This is a genomic window from Acinetobacter sp. YH12040 (assembly GCF_013420005.1).
Lineage (GTDB): Bacteria > Pseudomonadota > Gammaproteobacteria > Pseudomonadales > Moraxellaceae > Acinetobacter > Acinetobacter amyesii.
In genome coordinates, this window is sequence record NZ_VOZB01000005.1 from 181,458 (window position 1) to 201,828 (window position 20,371).

Annotated in this window: 18 protein-coding genes and 5 tRNA genes; 10 read left to right on the forward strand and 13 right to left on the reverse strand. The window is 42.9% G+C overall.

Going from position 1 to position 20,371, the window contains the following annotated elements; all coding sequences use genetic code 11:
• Positions 1-46 precede the first annotated feature (46 nt).
• The 7 genes from FTT99_RS07605 (at position 47) to FTT99_RS07635 (ending at position 8,018) form a co-directional block, all read left to right on the forward strand.
• Positions 47-1,450 (forward strand): AAA family ATPase, encoded by a 1,404-nt coding sequence (locus tag FTT99_RS07605; protein WP_180129593.1) that lies wholly within the window; start codon positions 47-49, stop codon positions 1,448-1,450.
• 343 nt (positions 1,451-1,793) lie between these two features.
• Positions 1,794-4,634, forward strand: coding sequence for a monovalent cation/H+ antiporter subunit A (locus FTT99_RS07610; protein ID WP_180129653.1), 2,841 nt, complete (start codon positions 1,794-1,796; stop codon positions 4,632-4,634).
• Between the two features lies 1 nt (position 4,635).
• Entirely contained in the window at positions 4,636-5,001 is a 366-nt protein-coding gene (locus tag FTT99_RS07615; protein WP_078189407.1) for a Na+/H+ antiporter subunit C, read from the forward strand.
• Positions 5,001-6,809: a monovalent cation/H+ antiporter subunit D gene (locus FTT99_RS07620; protein WP_180161378.1), complete on the forward strand. Its 1,809-nt coding sequence runs from the start codon at positions 5,001-5,003 to the stop codon at positions 6,807-6,809. Before FTT99_RS07615 ends, FTT99_RS07620 begins: the two co-directional genes overlap by 1 nt.
• Position 6,810: 1 nt before the next feature.
• Positions 6,811-7,332 (forward strand): Na+/H+ antiporter subunit E, encoded by a 522-nt coding sequence (locus tag FTT99_RS07625; protein ID WP_078192552.1) that lies wholly within the window; start codon positions 6,811-6,813, stop codon positions 7,330-7,332.
• On the forward strand, positions 7,329-7,604 hold the full coding sequence (locus tag FTT99_RS07630; protein ID WP_078192553.1) for a monovalent cation/H+ antiporter subunit F: 276 nt from the start codon (positions 7,329-7,331) through the stop codon (positions 7,602-7,604). The genes FTT99_RS07625 and FTT99_RS07630 overlap by 4 nt, the downstream gene beginning before the upstream one ends.
• A gap of 12 nt (positions 7,605-7,616) precedes the next feature.
• Entirely contained in the window at positions 7,617-8,018 is a 402-nt protein-coding gene (locus FTT99_RS07635; RefSeq protein ID WP_180121346.1) for a Na+/H+ antiporter subunit G, read from the forward strand.
• A 2-nt stretch (positions 8,019-8,020) separates the two neighbouring features.
• On the opposite strand, the gene FTT99_RS07640 is transcribed toward FTT99_RS07635, so the two are convergent.
• The 13 genes from FTT99_RS07640 to tpiA all read right to left on the reverse strand — a co-directional run bounded on the left by FTT99_RS07640 (position 8,021) and on the right by tpiA (position 16,258).
• Positions 8,021-8,635 carry a hypothetical protein gene (locus FTT99_RS07640; protein WP_180129595.1) on the reverse strand — a complete coding sequence of 205 codons (615 nt, stop codon included), beginning with the start codon at positions 8,633-8,635 and terminating at the stop codon, positions 8,021-8,023.
• Positions 8,619-8,873: a hypothetical protein gene (locus FTT99_RS07645; RefSeq protein WP_180129596.1), complete on the reverse strand. Its 255-nt coding sequence runs from the start codon at positions 8,871-8,873 to the stop codon at positions 8,619-8,621. Before FTT99_RS07645 ends, FTT99_RS07640 begins: the two co-directional genes overlap by 17 nt.
• Before the next feature lie 165 nt (positions 8,874-9,038).
• A complete protein-coding gene (locus tag FTT99_RS07650; RefSeq protein ID WP_078189413.1) occupies positions 9,039-9,446 on the reverse strand; it encodes a ribosome-binding factor A in 408 nt (135 codons plus the stop codon).
• Positions 9,446-12,139: a translation initiation factor IF-2 gene (gene infB, locus FTT99_RS07655; RefSeq protein WP_111884116.1), complete on the reverse strand. Its 2,694-nt coding sequence runs from the start codon at positions 12,137-12,139 to the stop codon at positions 9,446-9,448. The genes FTT99_RS07650 and infB overlap by 1 nt, the downstream gene beginning before the upstream one ends.
• Before the next feature lie 10 nt (positions 12,140-12,149).
• Positions 12,150-13,634 carry a transcription termination factor NusA gene (gene nusA / locus FTT99_RS07660; RefSeq protein WP_078192558.1) on the reverse strand — a complete coding sequence of 495 codons (1,485 nt, stop codon included), beginning with the start codon at positions 13,632-13,634 and terminating at the stop codon, positions 12,150-12,152.
• 35 nt (positions 13,635-13,669) lie between these two features.
• Complete coding sequence (rimP, locus tag FTT99_RS07665) at positions 13,670-14,194, reverse strand: ribosome maturation factor RimP (protein WP_078192559.1); 525 nt, start codon at positions 14,192-14,194, stop codon at positions 13,670-13,672.
• Positions 14,195-14,410: 216 nt separating this feature from the next.
• Positions 14,411-14,487, reverse strand: a tRNA-Met gene (locus tag FTT99_RS07670).
• 89 nt (positions 14,488-14,576) lie between these two features.
• Positions 14,577-14,653, reverse strand: a tRNA-Met gene (locus FTT99_RS07675).
• A gap of 58 nt (positions 14,654-14,711) precedes the next feature.
• A tRNA-Met gene (locus FTT99_RS07680) sits at positions 14,712-14,788 on the reverse strand.
• Positions 14,789-14,861: 73 nt separating this feature from the next.
• Positions 14,862-14,938 (reverse strand) — tRNA-Met (locus FTT99_RS07685).
• 48 nt (positions 14,939-14,986) lie between these two features.
• Positions 14,987-15,071: transfer RNA gene (locus FTT99_RS07690), tRNA-Leu, on the reverse strand.
• Between the two features lie 52 nt (positions 15,072-15,123).
• A complete protein-coding gene (secG, locus tag FTT99_RS07695) occupies positions 15,124-15,453 on the reverse strand; it encodes a preprotein translocase subunit SecG (protein ID WP_078192560.1) in 330 nt (109 codons plus the stop codon).
• Between the two features lie 13 nt (positions 15,454-15,466).
• Complete coding sequence (tpiA, locus tag FTT99_RS07700) at positions 15,467-16,258, reverse strand: triose-phosphate isomerase (RefSeq protein WP_078192561.1); 792 nt, start codon at positions 16,256-16,258, stop codon at positions 15,467-15,469.
• Between the two features lie 275 nt (positions 16,259-16,533).
• Between tpiA and pilB the strand changes: the two genes are divergently transcribed.
• The 3 genes from pilB to FTT99_RS07715 are packed head-to-tail and all read left to right on the forward strand — an operon-like array spanning position 16,534 to position 20,362.
• Entirely contained in the window at positions 16,534-18,243 is a 1,710-nt protein-coding gene (pilB, locus tag FTT99_RS07705) for a type IV-A pilus assembly ATPase PilB (protein ID WP_078192562.1), read from the forward strand.
• A gap of 32 nt (positions 18,244-18,275) precedes the next feature.
• Complete coding sequence (locus FTT99_RS07710; protein WP_078192563.1) at positions 18,276-19,502, forward strand: type II secretion system F family protein; 1,227 nt, start codon at positions 18,276-18,278, stop codon at positions 19,500-19,502.
• Complete coding sequence (locus FTT99_RS07715) at positions 19,502-20,362, forward strand: A24 family peptidase (protein WP_180106794.1); 861 nt, start codon at positions 19,502-19,504, stop codon at positions 20,360-20,362. The genes FTT99_RS07710 and FTT99_RS07715 overlap by 1 nt, the downstream gene beginning before the upstream one ends.
• The last annotated feature ends 9 nt before the right edge of the window (positions 20,363-20,371 follow it).

Genomic DNA, 20,371 nt, shown 5'->3' on the forward strand with positions numbered 1-20,371 from the left:
TATGATGAAAAAGGTGAATAAACAATAAATCAGTAAAAGGTGCACCATGAAATTACAATCGATCCAACTCAAGCACACCCTTCATTTTACTGATATCACCCTCAATTTTAATTACCACGATCTGCCGATCACCTTAATTTTGGGTGATCAAAGTTCTGGAAAAACCTCCCTACTACGCTTTAGTTATCAGGCCCTCACTTGGTTCGCTGCACGTTATAAAGATTTACGCACCGCAGGCGTGGTAATGCTCGATCAAGACATCATGTTAAATCGCTTGCAATCGAAACTTGATATTCAAGTCAGTTTTCCCGAAGACATTGGCTCATTTCAGCTTTCAAGTGATCAACAAGACCAAGACCCACAATCTTGTTCATGGCAATTGTACAAAACCTTAAACAGTCAAGGCGTCGGCCTCAGTAAGGCCGAAACACAGCAATTAGAATCGATGGTTGCGCTGTATCAAAAAGCCCTCAAAGCCGATCCGTTACAAGGGTTGCCACTCATTGCCTATTACCCTGCTGAACGTTTCGTCAACGATGTGAATATTCTCAATAAAAATAATCCTGCTATTTTTCAGCCTTCGCATGCTTATGAAATATCGGCCATTCCCTTTACCACGTTTATTCGTTTTTTTGAGTGGTTTCGAGAAATATCCGACATTGAAAATGCGCAAAGTGCCGAATTAATTCAAAATTTATTACATCCTAAAACCCAAGCCGATATACCCAACGCATCAGACACGCCTCTTTTTGGGCATAAACTAGCACAAGCTCAGGCCGACCTACACGCGCCGTCACTCAGATCATTAAAACAAGCTTTAGAGACCGTGTTGCCCGATGTGAGCAATATTTATCTGCAATATCACCCTAAATTACAGTTAATGGTCTGCTATCAAGGCAAAGACATGTTATTTCAACAGCTGTCAAATAGTGTACGCAACCTTGTGGCCTTAATTGGTGATATTGTGCGTCGCCTCTGTCTGCTCAATCCTCATAGCTTATATCCTTGCCAAGAAGGTGACGGTATTTTATTGATCGACGCCATAGACCACCAACTCGATCAAAACATGACCCAAGTGATTTTGACCCGTTTAAATCAAGCGTTTCCACGACTCCAAATCATTGCCAGCGGCAACCGTCCTGAACTGATGGAACAGGCTTCTCGCTTTCAGTGCTTACAATTACAGAATAAAAAGCTCAGTGAGATTCAGCCTGAAAAACTACAAGAAACCTATGATCAAATTTATCAGCAGTTGCAACTCGGATCTAAACCATCGCTTCCACCTAAAACTGAAGAGACTGAATTAAATGAGCCGCTGAACCATCCGGATACCATCCAGCACATGTTGCAATTAATTCAGACACAACTGACCGAGCAACAGCAACAAGAATTGGTTAGGGCTTTATCACAGCGAGGTGATCAGGACGTTACAATCCAACCACTGAGTTAAAAATACTGAGGCTGATTGGCTGAGTATAATACACCGACTCGATGTTTAAATATTCAGCAACAAGGCCGCAATAGATGTCTAGACAGTTTCGTCAGGCGTATAATGTGTAAGTGGTTCATAAAAAAGATTGATGTTGTTTTACGCATGTAATATGATCGGTTTTATTTGCAATTTTCATAGTAACATCGGAAATTGCTATCGCTTCACGAGTTGCGCAACACAGCTTGTTTTTAATTTTTTTTGACACACATGGCTTTCAAGATTGAATTTTTGGACTGCTCTTTGCTGTCCTGTAATCCTTGAAAGATGAAATACACCTAGGTTTCACCGCCTAATCATGACAATGGATACGAGTGTGCTACCGATTATTATATTGTTACCGTTAATACTAGGCACAACACTTGTCTCGTGGTTGAAGCAATTCTCTCGCGGGGTAACAGCTTTAGGGGCGATTGGCGTCAGCCTCAGCAGTTTAGTTTTATTATTGAGTCAGGCTCAAGATGTCTTTAATGGCAAAACCATCATTCAAACTTGGCCGTGGCTCACTCAAGTTGGCATTGATTTCAGTTTCCGTCTCGATGCACTGGGCTTGTTGTTCTCCCTGCTCATTACCGGGATCGGCACCTTAATTTATATCTATGCCTACTATTATTTAAGTCCAAAGAATTCGCTCAGTAAACTGTATGTTTTATTGATGCTGTTCATGGCTGCCATGCTCGGCATTTCATTGTCTAATAATTTAATTTTATTGCTTATTTTCTGGGAACTTACCAGCATTTCATCTTTCCTTTTGGTTGGTTATTGGAGCAATTACGACGCAGCTCAGCGTGGCTCTCGAATGGCTTTGACCATTACAGGTATGGGTGGTTTATGTATGCTGGGTGGTTTTGTTCTGTTGGCGCAAATCACGGGCACCTATCAGATTGATCAAATCCTAACGATGAGTAGCCAAATTCAGCAGCACTCGCTTTTTGTACCCACACTGCTATTAATATTAATGGGAGCATTTACTAAAAGTGCGCAGTTCCCTTTCCATTTTTGGTTGCCAAATGCTATGGCGGCACCGACCCCCGTCTCGGCTTATTTACACTCTGCCACAATGGTGAAAGCCGGAATTTTCCTGCTTGCACGCTTATTACCGATTTTTGCAGGCGCTGTGTTGTATCACAACTTGGTCACCTTTATTGGCTTATTTACCTTATGTATGGCGGCCTTTTTTGCCATTTTCAAAGAAGATTTAAAAGGGCTTTTGGCCTATTCCACCATCAGCCATTTAGGTCTGATCGTTTGCTTACTGGGGATCGGTTCTCCCCTTGCAGTTGCGGCTGCCATTTTCCATATCATTAACCATGCGACCTTCAAAGCAGCCTTGTTTATGATCGCAGGGATTATTGACCACGAATCAGGTACACGCGATTTACGAAAACTCTCTGGTTTATGGCAATTACTTCCGTTTACCGCAACGCTGACCATGATCACTGCGGCCTCTATGGCAGGTGTCCCATTAACCAATGGTTTCCTCTCTAAAGAGATGTTCTTTACTGAGCTTTTAGCCAATCTAACTGGGCCTGTGATGATCGTATCAGCCATCATTGCCACCTTTGCCGGTATCTTTGCTGTCGCGTATTCAGTACGTTTAGTTCACGGGGTGTTTTTTGATGGTCCACTGGGGAAAGAAATTCCCAATAAAGAAGCACATGAACCACCGTTTGGTATGCGCGCACCAGCAACATTACTGGCTGCTTTATGTATTTTAGTTGGATTATTCCCTGCCCTATTGGTTGAGCATATAGTCAACAGCACAGCACGTGCGAGTATTCAAAACCCTGCGTTTGAAGGTACACATTTAGCGATTTGGCATGGTTTAAATGCACCGCTTTTGATGAGTGTAATAGCACTATTGGGTGGTTTAATTTTCTACTTCGCATTGGCAAAGGGCGGCAAATTACGGCGGATCGACTTAGATCCATTTTTGGGTCGTTTGCAAGGTAAAGTGCTGTTCGACTTATTTTTAAAATATCTTTTACTCAGCTCAAGAAAATTCCGTCGCTTTACTGAAAATGGCAAATTACAAAGCTATTTATTGTGGATTTTAATCTTTAGTGTAGCCATCGTCATCGTTCCATTTTGGCTGCAAGGCATCGGCACAGGCAGTCGTGAACTGGTACATGCACCGGTCATCGCAATCGTTCTGTGGCTATTATTATTCTCTGCATGTTGGATGATGCTTTGGTTCCACCATGAACGGATTAAAGCCGTCCTCATCAGTGGTGCAGTCGGTCTAGTTGTGACCATGGTATTTATCTGTTTCTCCGCTCCAGATTTGGCGTTGACACAGATTACTGTTGACGTGGTGACCACCGTGCTCTTACTCATGAGCTTATCGTTATTACCACAGCTCACCCCTTATGAGTCGAGCGTGTCACGTCGTTGGCGAGATGCATTGATTGCGATTATTGTAGGTCTAGGGATCGCATGGATTTCATGGTTGATCATGACCCGTGATCATAACTCCATTTCATGGTTCTTCATGCAGCAGTCTATCCCACTTGGTGGTGGTACCAATGTGGTCAACGTGATCTTGGTGGACTTCCGTGGTTTCGATACCTTTGGTGAAATTACCGTACTGGGAATTGCTGCAATTGGTACGCTATGCATGATGGATGGTATGCGTGCTCATGGCACCACCATTACGCAAGGTCTGACCTATCGTTTTAATCCGTCGCCACTGATGTTCCGTATTACCTCATCTTGGATTTTGCCTTTGGCCTTGGTGATCAGTCTGTATATTTTCCTACGGGGTCATAACTTACCTGGCGGTGGCTTTATTGCAGGTTTAATTACCTCTTTAGCCTTAGTGATTCAATATATCGCGCTCGGTCAAGACCGTGCTGAACAATTGATTGGTGCAAAATCAGGTCGCTTATATGAAGTGTGGATTGGTATTGGTTTAACCATTGCGGGTTTGACAGGGATCGCTGCTTGGCTATGGGGCCGCCCATTCCTGACCAGTGCTCATATCTATGTCTCACCACCCATTTTAGGTGAAATGCACCTTGCCTCCGCTGCCCTCTTCGACACAGGTGTCTACATCACTGTTGTGGGTGCGACGATGTTAATGATTTCCGTCTTAGGCGACTCGCGTCACTCGAGTATGTCTGGTCCAGTTCCAAGAGGCGAATAAGATGATTAGTTTAGAATTTTTACTCGCTTCAGCCATTGGCTTACTGACCGCAACAGGGGTATACCTGATTTTGCGGGCACGTACCTTTCCTGTCGTGCTGGGTTTAGCCATGATTGGCTATGCTGTGAACTTATTTTTATTTGTCATGGGACGTATTCATGTCAACGCACCGGCTGTGTTAACGGAAACAACCAAAGCGACCGATCCTTTACCACAAGCCTTGGTCCTAACCGCCATTGTGATTGGCTTTGCGACCACTGCCTTTATCGTACAATTGGCTCTGCGTAGCCGCTATGAAACCGGAACAGATCATGTGGACTCCAAAGAAGAAATACCGCAAATTGACCCGCGGGAGGATGAGCCATAATGCATGACTTCATCCAATTTTGGACTACCCACAGCCCGATTTTCAGTATTTTAATTCCTGCAATTACTGCATTTATTTTAGTCCTGTTGGGCAACCCCGGCTCTGGCTCGTTGGCACATGACTGGCGACAACCTTGGCGTCGTGGAATCAGCTATGTTTCTGGCATCCTTGGGCTGATCACATCTATCAGTTATTTGATGATCGCCAGCTCTGGCCAAGTCTTGGTTTATAACCTGAGTGAATGGGCCGCACCGTTTGGTATTGTCTTAGTTCTAGATCGACTCTCAGCATTCATGTTGGTGCTGACTTATGGTCTTGCTGTGCCAGTGATGTGGTTTGCCAGCAAAGAATGGGATGAGCGTGGTCGTTATTTCCATGCTATGTGCCATTTCTTACTGATTGGTTTGTGTGGTGCATTCCTAACAGGCGATTTATTTAACCTATTTGTCTTCTTTGAAATCCTGTTGATGGCATCGTACGTTTTGCTCTTACACGGCCAAGGCAAAGCACGTTTTCAATTGGGTATTCATTACGTCACCATTAACCTATTTGCCTCTGCTCTCTTCCTGATCGGACTCGGGATGATTTATGGCAGTGTAGGTAGCTTAAATATGGCAGATGTTGCACGACTTATGCCTTTGCTTGAAGCGGATCAACATCGTATTGCTGTAGCTGGTGCATTGTTACTGTTTACCGTCTTTGGCATCAAGGCAGCAATGCTGCCTGTAGGGTTCTGGTTACCAAAGACCTATGCTGTGGCAACCACTCCTGTCGCAGCCTTGTTCACCATTATGACCAAGGTCGGCATCTATGCCATTCTCCGTGTTAATGGCACTGTGTTTGACGATGGGATTAGCCGTGAAATCTTACAGCAGTGGCTATTACCGATTGGTTTAGTGACGTCGCTCTATGGTGCTTATGGTGCAATCGGAACGGATCGTTTACGTCGTTTTGTCGGTTTTATGATTTTGTCTTCTATCGGCACAATATTGGTTGCGATTTCACTCTTTAATACGGATGCATGGGCTGCAGGACTTTATTACCTGATTCACAGTACCATTATTGGTGCAGCTTTTTATATTCTATCGGGTTGGATTACCTCACAACGCGGCGAATTTAAAGATCATTTTAAACTTGCGCCCCGCATGAAACAGCATAATACAGTTGCTGTCTGCTATTTCATCATTGCGTTGATGATGGCTGGTCTACCACCATTTAGCGGCTTTTTGGGTAAAGTATTTATCTTACAAGCAACAGCCAATTCACCTTACCAAATCATGATTATTTTAATTGTTTTGTTGGTGAGTTTACTCAGTATCATGGCATTTACCCGCGTTGGTTTTGTACTTTTCTGGCGTTCATCTCGTCCAGAAGATGATATTGATACTGAAGAATATCAACGTTATCAGGCTTTGCCGAATAAGGCTCCGCTACGCAATGACAAGACCATTTATCTACTATTAACAGCGCTTGTGGGATATATGGTCTTTGCTGCACCAATCTATGACTATACCTACAAGACTGCGCAGCAAATTCAAGACAACCCATTATATGAATCGTTGCTATTGAAAAAGGATAAAGAAGGTCAAATTATCAGTGTTCAACCTTATGATCCTGAAAATTTACCTGAAACCAAATATGGTGGCGAATCAGCGGATCCAAATGCACACCTCATCCCTGCATTGATTGCGCCTGAAACCCTAAATGGCGAACATATTTCTGAATATAAGCGACGCCAAATTCAGGGACAGCAACAAGAAGAAAAATTGCCTGAAGAGACCCAGCTGAAACCAATGGAGGTGCCTTAACATGGCGACAATATCTTTATTCAATCGCTGGTTTCCGCATCCATTGGTCTCAGTCATGGTTGGTCTGAGCTGGGTGATGTTAGCGCACAGTTTAGATGCGGCCACACTATGCATGGCCTTGGTTTTAGCAATTGTTATTCCGCGAATGGTTCGCCCTTTTATTGATCGTACACCGAATATCAACTGGCTGGCAGCATGTAAATTATTCTTTGTGGTGTTATGGGATATTATTGTCAGTAATATCCATGTTGCAAAACTCGTCCTTGGTCCGACACATAAATTGCATCCGAAATGGTTCCGTGTTCCTCTCGATACACAGCATGAAGAAGTCAATTCTCTGCTTGCGATGATCATCACCACGACACCCGGTACGGTGTCTGCCGGAATTGACCAAGACCGTGGTGATATTTTGGTCCATGCTCTGAGCACGGATGATCCTGAAGCAGAAATTCAAACCATTAAAGAGCGCTATGAGCGCCCTCTCATCCTTATTTTTGGCGCTGATACAGGAGAGTCTGCATGACAATTTTACCTTATGCGCTTGGCATTTGTTTAGTTGCGGTGACGATCTCGATGTTACTGTGCCTCATCCGCTTGGTGATGGGACCCTCAGTTGTGGACCGACTACTTGCTTTAGATACTTTGTTCTTAAATGCCACCTGCTTAATCGTCATTTTAGGTATTTATTGGGCAAGTACATCAATGTTTGAAGGGGCTTTATTGGTTGCCATGCTTGGGTTTGTATCTACAGCTGCTTTAGCGCGTTATTTCACCACTGGCCACGTCATCGACTAGGAGTCCTTTAATATGCAATTAGTCATGGAAATTTTGGTCTCGATTTTTTTGGTGATTGGCGCTTTTTTCATGTTGGTCGGCGGTATTGGCATGGTTCGCCTACCCGACTTATTTATGCGACTGCACGCACCGACCAAATCGAGCACCTTAGGCTTAGGAAGTTTTCTAATTGCTGCAATTATTTATGCAGCATTTCAAGGCCGTTTTGGATTTGCAGAAATCCTGATCACGCTTTTTGCTTTTATCACTGCACCGGTTTCTGCAAACCTCATGGCACAAGCGGCATTACATTTACGACTGCGCTCGATGAGTGGTGAGGCACCAGAAGCTCTGAATCGCCCTCTTCCTTGGCAGCGAACTCGGCGCCGTGCATTTCACTCTAAACTCCATTCAAAACCAGAGGATCTGGATTAAATCTAGATCCAGTTTTGATTATCCCTTATAGCCCAAAAATCTTTAATTTTCATCCATAATTTCTCAATTACATTCCCTTGAGCCATATATTGCAAACGTTTTTGGTTATAAGGTGTTTTTTTTAAACCATACTGCCTAGCTAAATCAATCAGTAAGTTAGTCTCAAAACTACTTTGAAAATTGTTATACCAGCCAGGCTGATTCTGGCTCATCTCAAGATTCGCCAATTCATAAAACAGCTGTGCCATCACGGCATCCTGTCTTGAAACAAAATTCTTCCGCTCACTGATTTGTAAGCTGACCTGTTCTCGTATGGCATCGTATTCCGCTGTTGTGGGTTTGCGCTGATCACTCCAATGTCCATCAGGAACATAGCCTGTTCCATAATGTACATTTAACAATGGATATTCATGAAAATATTTTGCTGTCGCACGTTTTTCTTTGGCTGTTAAAATATTCAGATGAATCCATTCACTTCCAAGGTGAATCGTTGGATCACGCTTCATACCTTCTGCAATCCAATTTTTGGCCAGTTTAATATTACCGATCAACTCATAAGCTGTGCCTAAATTCACTGCCATCTTCGGTAAACCTGGATACTCAATTTCCAATTGCACGTAAAACCTTAATGGCTAAATCGTAACGGCCTGCGTAGATCTGATGTACGGCATAATCATTCTCTGCCTGATAGTCTATTGGGCTAGGATGCCTTAATACAAAGTGATTTAATTTTTCGTCATGATGTTCTTCGCGTTGATTTTCTTTTTCTGAATCAAATGTATAAAAATCTTCTACATAGGTATTTAGACATGCCCAACTTGGCATAGTGATGAGTAATATGCTGCTCAATAGCATGATTTTTTTCATTTCATTGTTTTTACAGATAGGCGGATTGAATATCATGTTCGACCTGTCTTTCATTGGCATATTATAATTTTAAAGTGATTGAGTTTTTAAATTACCGTTATTCAAACATAAAAAAGCCACCCAAAGGTGGCTTTTTTCATTCAGCGAACTGAATTATTCATCATCTTTTTTTGCTTCGTCAGTAGGAGGTAAGTCCTTGACCGCTTCCGCAATTAGACCAAACATATAGTTGCCATAAGCATTTGTTTTGTCGTAATGGAAACGCAAACGTGGCGTAATACGTGTTTTGATACGACGGCTTAGTTCATGACGCAAGAAACCAGATGCTTTATTCAAGACATCTAAAGTTTCTTTATTTGCGGCTTCACTTTGCTCATCGCCTAGCTCACGACCCATTACAGTCACATAAACTTCGGCATATCCTAAGTCTGGGCTCACCTTCACGGCAGAGATGGTCACGAGACCACCTAAGCGTGGATCTTTCAGCTCCTGACGGATCAGTTCTGACAACTCACGTTGTACTGTATCCGCCATACGCTTCAGACGTTGACTACCCGCCATTAAAGACTCCGTTTAATTAATTGAACATCGTACACTTCGATCTTATCTTGTGCTTTGATGTCTTTATAGCCTTTCACCGCAAGACCACATTCCATACCGGCACGAACTTCTTCAACCACATCTTTGTAGCGACGAAGAGATTCAAGCTCACCTTGGAATACCACCACGTCATCACGTAATACGCGAATCGGTTTATTACGGTGTAATGTACCTTCAAGTACCATACAACCTGCAGCAGCACCGAATTTACTTGAGTGGAACACTTCACGTACTTCAGCCACACCCAGAATTGTTTCACGGTGTTCAGGCGCCAATTTACCGCTCATCGCATCTTTCACATCATCAATTAATTGATAGATGATCGAGTAGTAACGAATGTCGATACCATCAGCATCAGCTTTTTGACGTGCAGTATTATCAGCACGTACGTTAAAGCCGAGAAGAACCGCTTCTGAAGATTCAGCAAGTGTTACGTCAGACTCAGTGATCGCACCAACACCTGAACCAATAATACGTACTTTCACTTCATCAGTTGCAAGTTCAGCAAGTGCAACGTGTAATGCTTCCAAAGTACCACGTACGTCTGTTTTCAATACCACGTTGACAATAGGCACATCTTTCTTGCCCATAGACGCCATGATATTTTCAAGACGCATCGCAGATTGACGCTCAAGACGTTTTTGACGTTCACGATCCATACGCGCATCAGCTACTTCACGTGCTTTTTTCTCGTCATTTACAACAAGAACTTCATCACCCGCCATTGGCGCTTCTGGTAGACCCAAGATTTCCACAGGAATCGAAGGACCAGCAGATTTAATACGTTGACCATTTTCATCTGTCATTGCACGTACACGACCGTATGACGAACCTGCAAGAACAAGGTCACCCACTTTCAATGTACCGTTTTGAACAAGAATCGATGTTACCGCACCACGCCCTTTGTCTACACGTGCTTCAATTACAACACCTTGTGCCGCACCCTCTTCAGATGCTTTAAGCTCAAGAAGTTCGGCTTGAATTGAGATCAAGTCAAGAAGTTCGTCGATACCTGCACCGCTGTGCGCAGAAACCATTGCCACTGGAACGTCACCGCCCCATTGCTCAGGTACGATTTCTTTCGTCGTCAACTCATTCAATACGCGATCTGGATCAGCAGACTCTTTATCCATTTTGTTGATAGCAACAATAATTGGCGTACCTGCTGCACGTGCATGGTCAATCGCTTCCGCAGTTTGTGGCATAACACCATCATCCGCTGCAACAACCAACACTACGATATCTGTAGATTTCGCACCACGTGAACGCATTGCAGTAAATGCTGCGTGTCCCGGTGTATCTAAGAAAGTAATAATACCTTTTTCAGTTTTCACATGGTAAGCACCAATATGCTGTGTGATACCACCTGCTTCACCTGCAGCCACTTTAGAGCGACGAATACGGTCAAGAAGTGATGTTTTACCATGGTCAACGTGACCCATAATTGTCACAACTGGCGGACGAGTGGTTTGGACACCACGCGCTTCTTCAGCTGCTTCAAGTAAGTTGTCTTCTGCTTGTGTATCCGAAACAAGTACTGGATTGTGACCCATTTCTTCAACAACAAGTGCTGCAATTTCTTGATCAATCGCTTGGTTTTGAGTAACCAATTCGCCCATTTTCATGAGTGATTTAATAACTTCGCGAACTTTAACCGCCATTTTCGCAGCCAAGTCAGCAACAACAATTGTTTCACCAATTTCAACATCATAAACTTGTTTTTTAACTGGTTTTTCAAAGCCATGCTTGTTCGCTTGACTTGTTTTTAAACCACGTTTATGTGAGTTATCACGGAAAGATTGCTCTTCGCCACGACGACCACCTTTTTTAGGTGAACGTGAATTGTTGGTATTGGTACCACGTTTAATTTCACGGTCTTCTTTCGCAAATGAATCTTCATATGCCTGACCTACAAGGCCGGCAGCAAGCGGAGAATCATCTACAACACGAATGGTCGCAGTAGTGTCTTCGTTAGAATACTTAGACGCCATTTGACGCATTTGCTCAAGCGTACGTTGTTGCGCTTCTTCAGCGGCTTTACGACGCGCCGCTTCTTCTACAGCTTTCAATTGTGCTGCTTGAGCTTCACGTGCTTTTTTCTGTTCTAGAGTTTCAACAGGTTTTGTAATTGGCTTGTTGTTTGACTTACGTTTTACAACAACCGCAGCTTTCGGTGTTTCTTGCTTCGCATGTTCTTGCTTCGCAGCAGCACGCATTGCTTCTAAAGCTTGTTTCGCTTTAGATACTGGTTGTTGCTTCGGTTCTTCAGCTTTCGCTTCAACCTTAGGTTCCTGTTTACGTGCTTGTTGGTCAGCTTGTGCTTTCGCTAATGCTTCAGCTTTAATTTGCTCAGGATCCGGTTTAACAAATGTATGTTTCTTACGAACTTCTACATTAATCGTTTTTGCCTTGCCCGATGTACTCGCCACTTTAGCAGTACTGGTAGTTTTACGTTTCAACGTGATTTGTCCTGCATTGCCCGCATCCTGACCATGAACTTTTTTCAAATGGTTAACGAGGGCATTTTGTTGTTCAGTGGAGATAATATCGTCAGGTTTAGTTTGTGGTAAACCCGCATCACGAACCTGTTCCAGTAGCTTCTCAACTGGACGACCCACGCTGAGAGCTAACTCCTTAATCGACTTGTCCGTCATATATTACCTCCTAGTTAAACCATGATTCGCGCGCTTTCATAATAAGTTGACCTGCTTTTTCAGCACCTAAACCTTCGATATCAGAGATATCGTCAGTGGCTTGATCTGCAAGATCATCTACAGTTACCACACCGCGAGCGGCAAGCGCATATGCGATTTCTTTAGTCACGCCTTCCATTGCAGCAAGCTCTTCGCTTGGCTCTTGGATGTTTTCTTGTTGCTTCAATGCATCAGCCAATGCAATTTCTTTTGCACGACCTTGTAGCATTTCAACAGTTTCAGCATCAAGTTCGATCTCATCGAATGTTTCCGCAGGAACATACGCGATTTCTTCTAATGATGTGAAACCCATTTCAACTAACGCCATCGCTAAGTCTTCATCAATATCTAGACGTGTAACAAACATATCTAAATATTGTTGCGCTTCGTTTTGTTGGCGTGCGTGATATTCTTCTTCAAGCATCATATTGAGCTTGTAACCAGTCAATTCAGATGCTAAGCGTACGTTTTGACCTTGAGAGCCAATTGCACGTGCTAACTGATCACTCGTTGCAAAAATAATATCTGCAGTACGTTCTTCTTCATCAATCACGATACCTGATACATCAGCAGGCTCTAGAGCACTTGCAATGTACTGTGCCGCGTCATCAGACCAAACGACTACATCAATACGCTCACCATTTAACTCTGATTGAACTGCTTGGATACGTGTACCACGCATACCAATACATGCACCTACAGGATCAATACGGTGATCGTTTGTTTTCACAGCGATTTTAGCACGAACGCCAGGTTGGCGTGCAGCAGCCTTAATCTCAATGATTTCTTCAGCAATTTCAGGAATTTCTTTCTTCATCAATGCAATAAGCATTTCTGGTTTAGAACGAGAAAGTAATAACTGAGCACCACGGCCTTCACGGTTTACGTTAAACAAAATCGCGTTTACACGTTGTTTAGGACGTAGAATTTCTTTAGCGATCATTTCTTCACGCGCAAGATATGCTTCTGCATTGTCACCTAAATCAATGATAAAGCCATCTTTGGTTTGTTTTTTCACTTCACCGTAGATGAGTTCACCAACTTTAGATTCGTAAGCATCTGCAATTAGCGCTCGCTCTGCTTCACGAATTTTTTGAACAATCACTTGTTTCGCAATTTGTGCCGCAATACGACCAAAATCAATCGATTCAACTTCAAGTTCACGGATATCCCCAATTGCCCATTTTGCAGGATCTACATCAGAGATCGCATCTTGGCATGCTGGCATTTCGTGATCTTCGTCGGCAACCACTTCCCATTGACGGAAAGTACGGTAATCACCAGTACGACGGTCGATTTCTACACGTAGACGAGCTTCTTCCGAGTGAGTTCCCTCGTAGAATTTCTTCTTAGTCGCTGCAACTAAAGCTTGTTCAAGCGCTTCAAAAATTGCATCACGACTTACACCTTTTTCGTTACTAACCGTTTCTACTACGGTAAGAATTTCACGAGCCATAAGTCACCTATTCGTTCAGATTCTTATTTATTAAATTAATCTTGGAAAACCAGATTTGCTTTATCAATATTGTGGCTGTCAATATCCAACACTTGTTGCTTTTCAACTTCAACCTGAATCATTTCGTTCTCAAGGTCTACGTTTACAAGTTTGGCTTGGAATTTACGACGATTATCTACAGCACTGATCAAACGCAAAGCGACTTGCTGACCAATGTATGCCGTCATTTGTTCCAATTTAAAGAACTGACGATCCCAACCTGGAGATGACACTTCCAATGCATATTCGCCTGAAATTGGATCATGTACATCCAACATCGCACCCACTTGCTGAGTGACACGAACACAGTCCTGCACGCCGATACCACGGCCTTGCTCAACTTCGCCATCTTCATTGATGACAGGTTCTGCATTTTCATCAACTTCACGGTCGATATAAATACGTAACAGTGAACGTTTTCCTTGAGGTTGGAAATCAATCCCCCAAAGTTCTACATCACATGCTTGCACCGCTGGGGCAATTAAGTCCTGAAGTGCTTGAGTTTTATTTGATAGCTTCATTTACTCTCGTCAAATTTGTGCGATTCGATGGTCGAAATGACCACTACAGACCAATGCGAAACTATAGTAGTAGTGAAACATGACGGTTTGACCAAAATACTGTCGACACTACACGATAGCCAATAAAAAAGGGCGTAAATCGCCCCATTATTACACAGAAAACCATAGTCCACTGTGCAAAAAGGCCCACCTAGTTGTGAGCCTCTTTTAGAAACTTGGTAGCGGGAGCTGGATTTGAACCAACGACCTTCGGGTTATGAGCCCGACGAGCTACCAGACTGCTCCATCCCGCATCAACATGCAAAAATTATATACAATTTCTTGGTCATTTTCAATCTAAACAACCTGAAGAATTGCCCTACTGAGTTGCATCTCAGAGGATTGGTAGCGGGAGCTGGATTTGAACCAACGACCTTCGGGTTATGAGCCCGACGAGCTACCAGACTGCTCCATCCCGCATCAACATCACAATGACTTTCAGATAAACTGCTTATATAGATTGTGTGCCATATAAGATTGGTAGCGGGGGCTGGATTTGAACCAACGACCTTCGGGTTATGAGCCCGACGAGCTACCAGACTGCTCCACCCCGCATCAATATGCAAATAGTTTTCTCAGCTTTAAAAGCTGTCCATTTAAAAGTTTGCATCTTAAAAATAGAATTGATTGGTAGCGGGAGCTGGATTTGAACCAACGACCTTCGGGTTATGAGCCCGACGAGCTACCAGACTGCTCCATCCCGCATCAACAGAGTTTTGCTGCATACACCAACTTATGTTCTGGATTATAAGTTGGTGCGGAAGGGGGGACTTGAACCCCCACGCCCGAAAGCACTACCACCTCAAGGTAGCGTGTCTACCAATTCCACCACCACCGCAGCTGTGACGCATTCTAGTCGCAACACGTCAAAAAAGAAAGTGCTAAATAAATTATTCAGCGCTTTTTGGTGCAGTTGGCGAAGTTTCAGCCGATTTTGCAGGCGCAGTCGGTACTGAAGAAATCGCATTCAGACTATAAGCATCTGTCGTTTGTTTCTTTGCAAACACAGCAAGTGTCAAGCTCGTAACGAAGAACAAAGCCGTTAAAATCGCAGTCAAACGGGTCATAAAGTTACCCGAACCCGATGCACCAAATACAGTTGCAGCACCGCCGCCACCAAAAGATGCACCCGCATCTGCGCCTTTACCATGCTGAACTAAAATCAGCACGATCATTAAAATCGCTAAGATAATATGTACCACCAGCACAAACGTATGCATGCTGAACTCCTAATTATTTTGTATTTGCAAATGCTTGAGCAATTTTATAAAACGACTCTGCATTTAATGATGCACCACCGACCAGCGCACCATTGATATCCGGACAGGCTGCCAACTCTACTGCATTTTCAGGTTTTACACTACCACCATAAAGAATCGCAGTATGAAGTCCCATTGGGGTGATTTGGCTTAAACCTTCACGAATTTTAGCGTGCATCGCTTGCGCATCTTCAGGTGACGCTGTTTTACCTGTACCAATGGCCCAAATTGGCTCATAAGCTACCACAATTTGTTTCCACTGCTCTGCTTGTACAACAGCAGCAATATCACATATTTGTTGTAATACAATCTGTTCTGCTTGGCCGCTTTCACGTTGTTCCAAGCTTTCACCCACACAATAAATCACAGTCAAACCTGCGTTTAATGCATTTTTTACTTTTTCATTAATGATATGCGGTTGATCAGCGAATATTTCACGGCGTTCCGAATGACCAATCAGTACAAATTCAACACCATAATCTTTTAATAGCTCAGCACTGAGTTCACCCGTATATGCACCTGTACCTGCAACGCGAGAAACGTCTTGTGCAACGGTTATGATGTTACGGCTAGCTTGTGTTAATTCATTTTGCACCGTGGTCAGAGCAATAGCTGTTGGTGCAACCCCAATATGACATGCCGCTTCAGCAATATTTTGTTCATCTAATAATTGCTTAAAATTCTTAAGAAGTGCGCCAGCATCGGCTTGCAATGGGTTCATTTTCCAGTTACCCACTACCCAAGGCGTAATCGTCGAACCCGACATATTTATCCCACATGACAAAGATGAAATCGGGCACATTCTACACGTAATTCATAATTTTGAAGATAAATTTCAACACATTTGCATCTTCGAAGCACACCAGTCATTCCAAGATCTTCACTTTTCTGTAAAAAAATTAAGCAGATTTAAGGACTGGTTCATGCTTTTTACCAATTCTTAGCTAGTGACAACACTTTAAGATATGGTATTTTTGTGCAACAAAAGTATAATTTTGCTATACCAATTATAAACAGACTGAAGCATAGGCAAGTAAAAGCATGACAGCAGTTCAAGGTTCTTCAAGATTTACGGGGTTTATTCGTCGCTTAGTTGACGAAGGGCATCTGTCTGCCGAAAAAATGCAAGCAGCGCTGCAAAATTCAAAAAAGGCTCATCAAGATATCGTGCCGCATTTGATTCAGGAATATCACCTTTCAGCACGCCTGATCGCAGAAACCATCTCGATAGAGTTCGGTGAACCGGTTTTTGATATTTCAACTTATGATACGTCTTTAATTATACGTGATGAATTTGAAGATAAACTCATTACCAAGCATCGTATTTTGCCTATTTTTAAACATGGCAATTTATTATTCGTTGCAATCAGTAATCCCACCAATATTGAAGCAGTGGATGCCATTCGATTTGGTAGTAAGCTGAATACAGAAACAATTATTGTTGAACATGACAAACTTGAAAAGTTAATTGAACAGAACTTTGCTGAAGAAAGTACTTTTGACTTTGATGATGACTTTGATCTTGATTTAGAACAGGAAACTATTGATCCAGCGAAAGAAGATGAAGATGAGGCAACGGGGGATGAAGCTCCGATTGTTAAATACATCAATAAGCTGCTAGTCGACGCAATTCGTATGGGTGCATCTGACTTACATTTTGAACCCTACGAAAAAACCTATCGCGTCCGCTACCGTGTCGATGGCGTGTTAAGAACAATTACAAATCCGCCCTTGCAGCTCGCTACACGACTCGCTTCACGTTTAAAAGTCATGTCACAAATGGACATCTCGGAAAAGCGTATACCTCAAGACGGTCGTATCAAGTTAAAGCTGTCAAAGAACAAAGCTATCGACTTCCGTGTAAACTCTTTACCGACCTTGTTTGGTGAAAAACTTGTTCTACGTATCCTTGATCCATCTAGTGCGATGCTAGGGATTGATGCGTTGGGTTATGAACCGGATCAAAAAGAACTGTTCATGCAGGCTTTAGAAAAACCACAAGGCATGCTACTCATTACCGGTCCAACGGGTTCCGGTAAAACCGTATCTCTATATACAGGTTTAAACATTCTTAACCGTGAAGATACCAACATTTCAACGGCCGAAGACCCTGTGGAAATTAACTTAGAAGGGATCAATCAGGTCAACGTAAATAATAAAGTCGGCCTCACCTTCTCTGCAGCCTTAAAATCATTCTTACGTCAAGACCCTGATATTGTGATGGTCGGTGAGATTCGAGATTTAGAAACGGCTGAAATTGCAATTAAAGCGGCTCAAACAGGTCACATGGTGATGTCTACACTGCATACCAATAGTGCACCTGAAACACTGACACGCTTACGCAATATGGGCGTGCCTTCATTTAACATCGCGACATCCGTGAACCTTGTCATTGCGCAGCGACTTGCACGTCGCCTATGTTCACAATGTAAAGAAACAGTAGACGTACCAAAACAAAGTCTATTGGAGCTTGGTTTTACCGAAGATGATTTAAATACACCAGAATTCCAAATATACCAGCCTGTGGGTTGTGCCGAATGCCGTGAAGGCTATAAAGGTCGTGTGGGTATTTACGAAGTCATGAAAGTGACACCTGAAATTTCAAGAATTATTATGGAAGACGGCAATGCCTTACAAATTGCCGAAGCTTCAAATCAAGCAGGTTTTAACAATTTACGCCGTTCAGGCTTAATTAAGGTCATGCAGGGGGTGACTTCACTTCAAGAAGTCAATCGTGTGACCAGTGAGTAAGTGAATTAGTATTTAAAAATAAGGATAAATTCATGGCTGTAAAAAAAGCGCAGATGATGCCAACCTTCAGTTATGAAGGCGTGGATCGCAAAGGGGCGAAAATCAAAGGGGAAATGCCTTCGCGTAATATGGCTTTAGCCAAAGTTACTTTACGTAAGCAAGGCATCACCATTAAAACCATTCGAGAAAAACGCAAAAATATTCTCGAAGGCTTGATGAAAAAGAAAGTATCCACTTTGGATATCACGGTATTCACGCGCCAACTTGCAACCATGATGAAAGCTGGTGTACCGCTCGTTCAAGGATTCGAAATCGTAGCGGAAGGCTTAGAAAACCCAGCCATGCGTGAAGTAGTCTTGGGGATTAAAGGTGAAGTTGAAGGCGGTAATACCTTTGCCGGTGCGCTGCGAAAATATCCGCAGTATTTCGATAACCTATTTTGCTCCTTGGTTGAATCAGGTGAACAGTCGGGTGCACTTGAAACTATGCTAGACCGTGTTGCAATTTACAAAGAAAAAAGTGAATTGCTTAAGCAAAAAATCAAAAAAGCCATGAAATACCCAGCAGCGGTAATTGTTGTCGCTGTTATTGTGACAATCATTTTGATGGTAAAAGTAGTTCCCGTATTCCAAGACTTGTTTTCATCATTTGGTGCAGACCTACCTGCCTTTACCAAAATGGTAGTGAACATGTCGGAATGGATGCAAAAATATTGGTTCTTCCTCATCATTGGAATTGGCGCTGTGATTGCTGGTTTCATGGAAGCAAAAAAACGTAGCAAAGCTTTCAGAGACTTCTTAGACAAAGCTGCACTCAAAGCACCGATTTTTGGTGATTTGGTTTATAAAGCAATTATTGCCCGCTATAGCCGTACCTTGGCAACCACATTTGCCGCGGGCGTACCCTTAATCGATGCGCTCGAATCAACTGCAGGTGCAACCAACAACGTGGTCTATGAAACAGCGGTCATGAAAATTCGTGAAGATGTGGCGACTGGTCAACAACTGCAATTTGCTATGCGTGTCACCGATAAATTCCCATCTATGGCGATTCAAATGGTGGCTATTGGTGAAGAATCCGGTGCCTTGGATGCTATGCTAGACAAAGTGGCAACCCATTATGAAAATGAAGTGGATAATGCCGTAGATGGCTTAACTTCGATGATGGAACCCTTGATTATGGCGGTACTAGGTGTCCTCGTTGGTGGTCTTGTGATTGCAATGTATCTTCCAATCTTCCAAATGGGTTCTGTGGTTTAATGCAAGAATTAATAACATATTTAATTAATACCCCAATTGCGTTATATATCGCAGTTGGGATTTTTAGTCTTTGCATCGGTAGTTTTTTGAATGTGGTAATTTACCGCACACCAAAGATGATGGAACAAGAATGGCGTACGGATTGCCAACTGTTTTTACATCCGGATCAACCGATTATTGACGAAACAAAGATCACACTGAGCACACCTGCTTCAACCTGCCCAAAATGCAAAATGCCCATTCGTTGGTATCAAAACATTCCGGTTATCAGTTGGATCGTTTTACGCGGAAAATGTGGAAGTTGCCAAAATCCAATCAGTAGCCGTTATCCACTGATCGAATTACTCACCATGATCTGTGCGCTGATTGTTGTTGCAGTTTTTGGTCCAACTATCCAAATGCTGTTTGGTCTAGTGCTGACTTATGTATTGATTGCCTTAACATTTATTGACTTTGACACCCAACTTTTACCTGACCGCTATACCCTTCCTTTGGCTGCACTCGGGCTTGGCGTGAATAGCTATGCCATTTATACCTCTGCAACCTCAGCCATTTGGGGGTATATCATCGGGTTCTTATGCCTATGGATTGTTTACTATTTATTTAAAATCATCACTGGCAAAGAAGGCATGGGCTATGGTGACTTTAAACTTTTAGCTGCGTTGGGTGCATGGATGGGCCCTTTCCTGCTCCCACTGATTGTATTACTCTCTTCACTGGTAGGTGCAATCATTGGCATTATTTTGCTCAAAGTTCGTAAAGAAAACCAACCTTTTGCATTTGGTCCCTATATTGCCATCGCTGGATGGATCGCCTTTTTATGGGGTGATCAAATTATGAAAATTTATTTGGGTCAGTAAGGTCGTTGT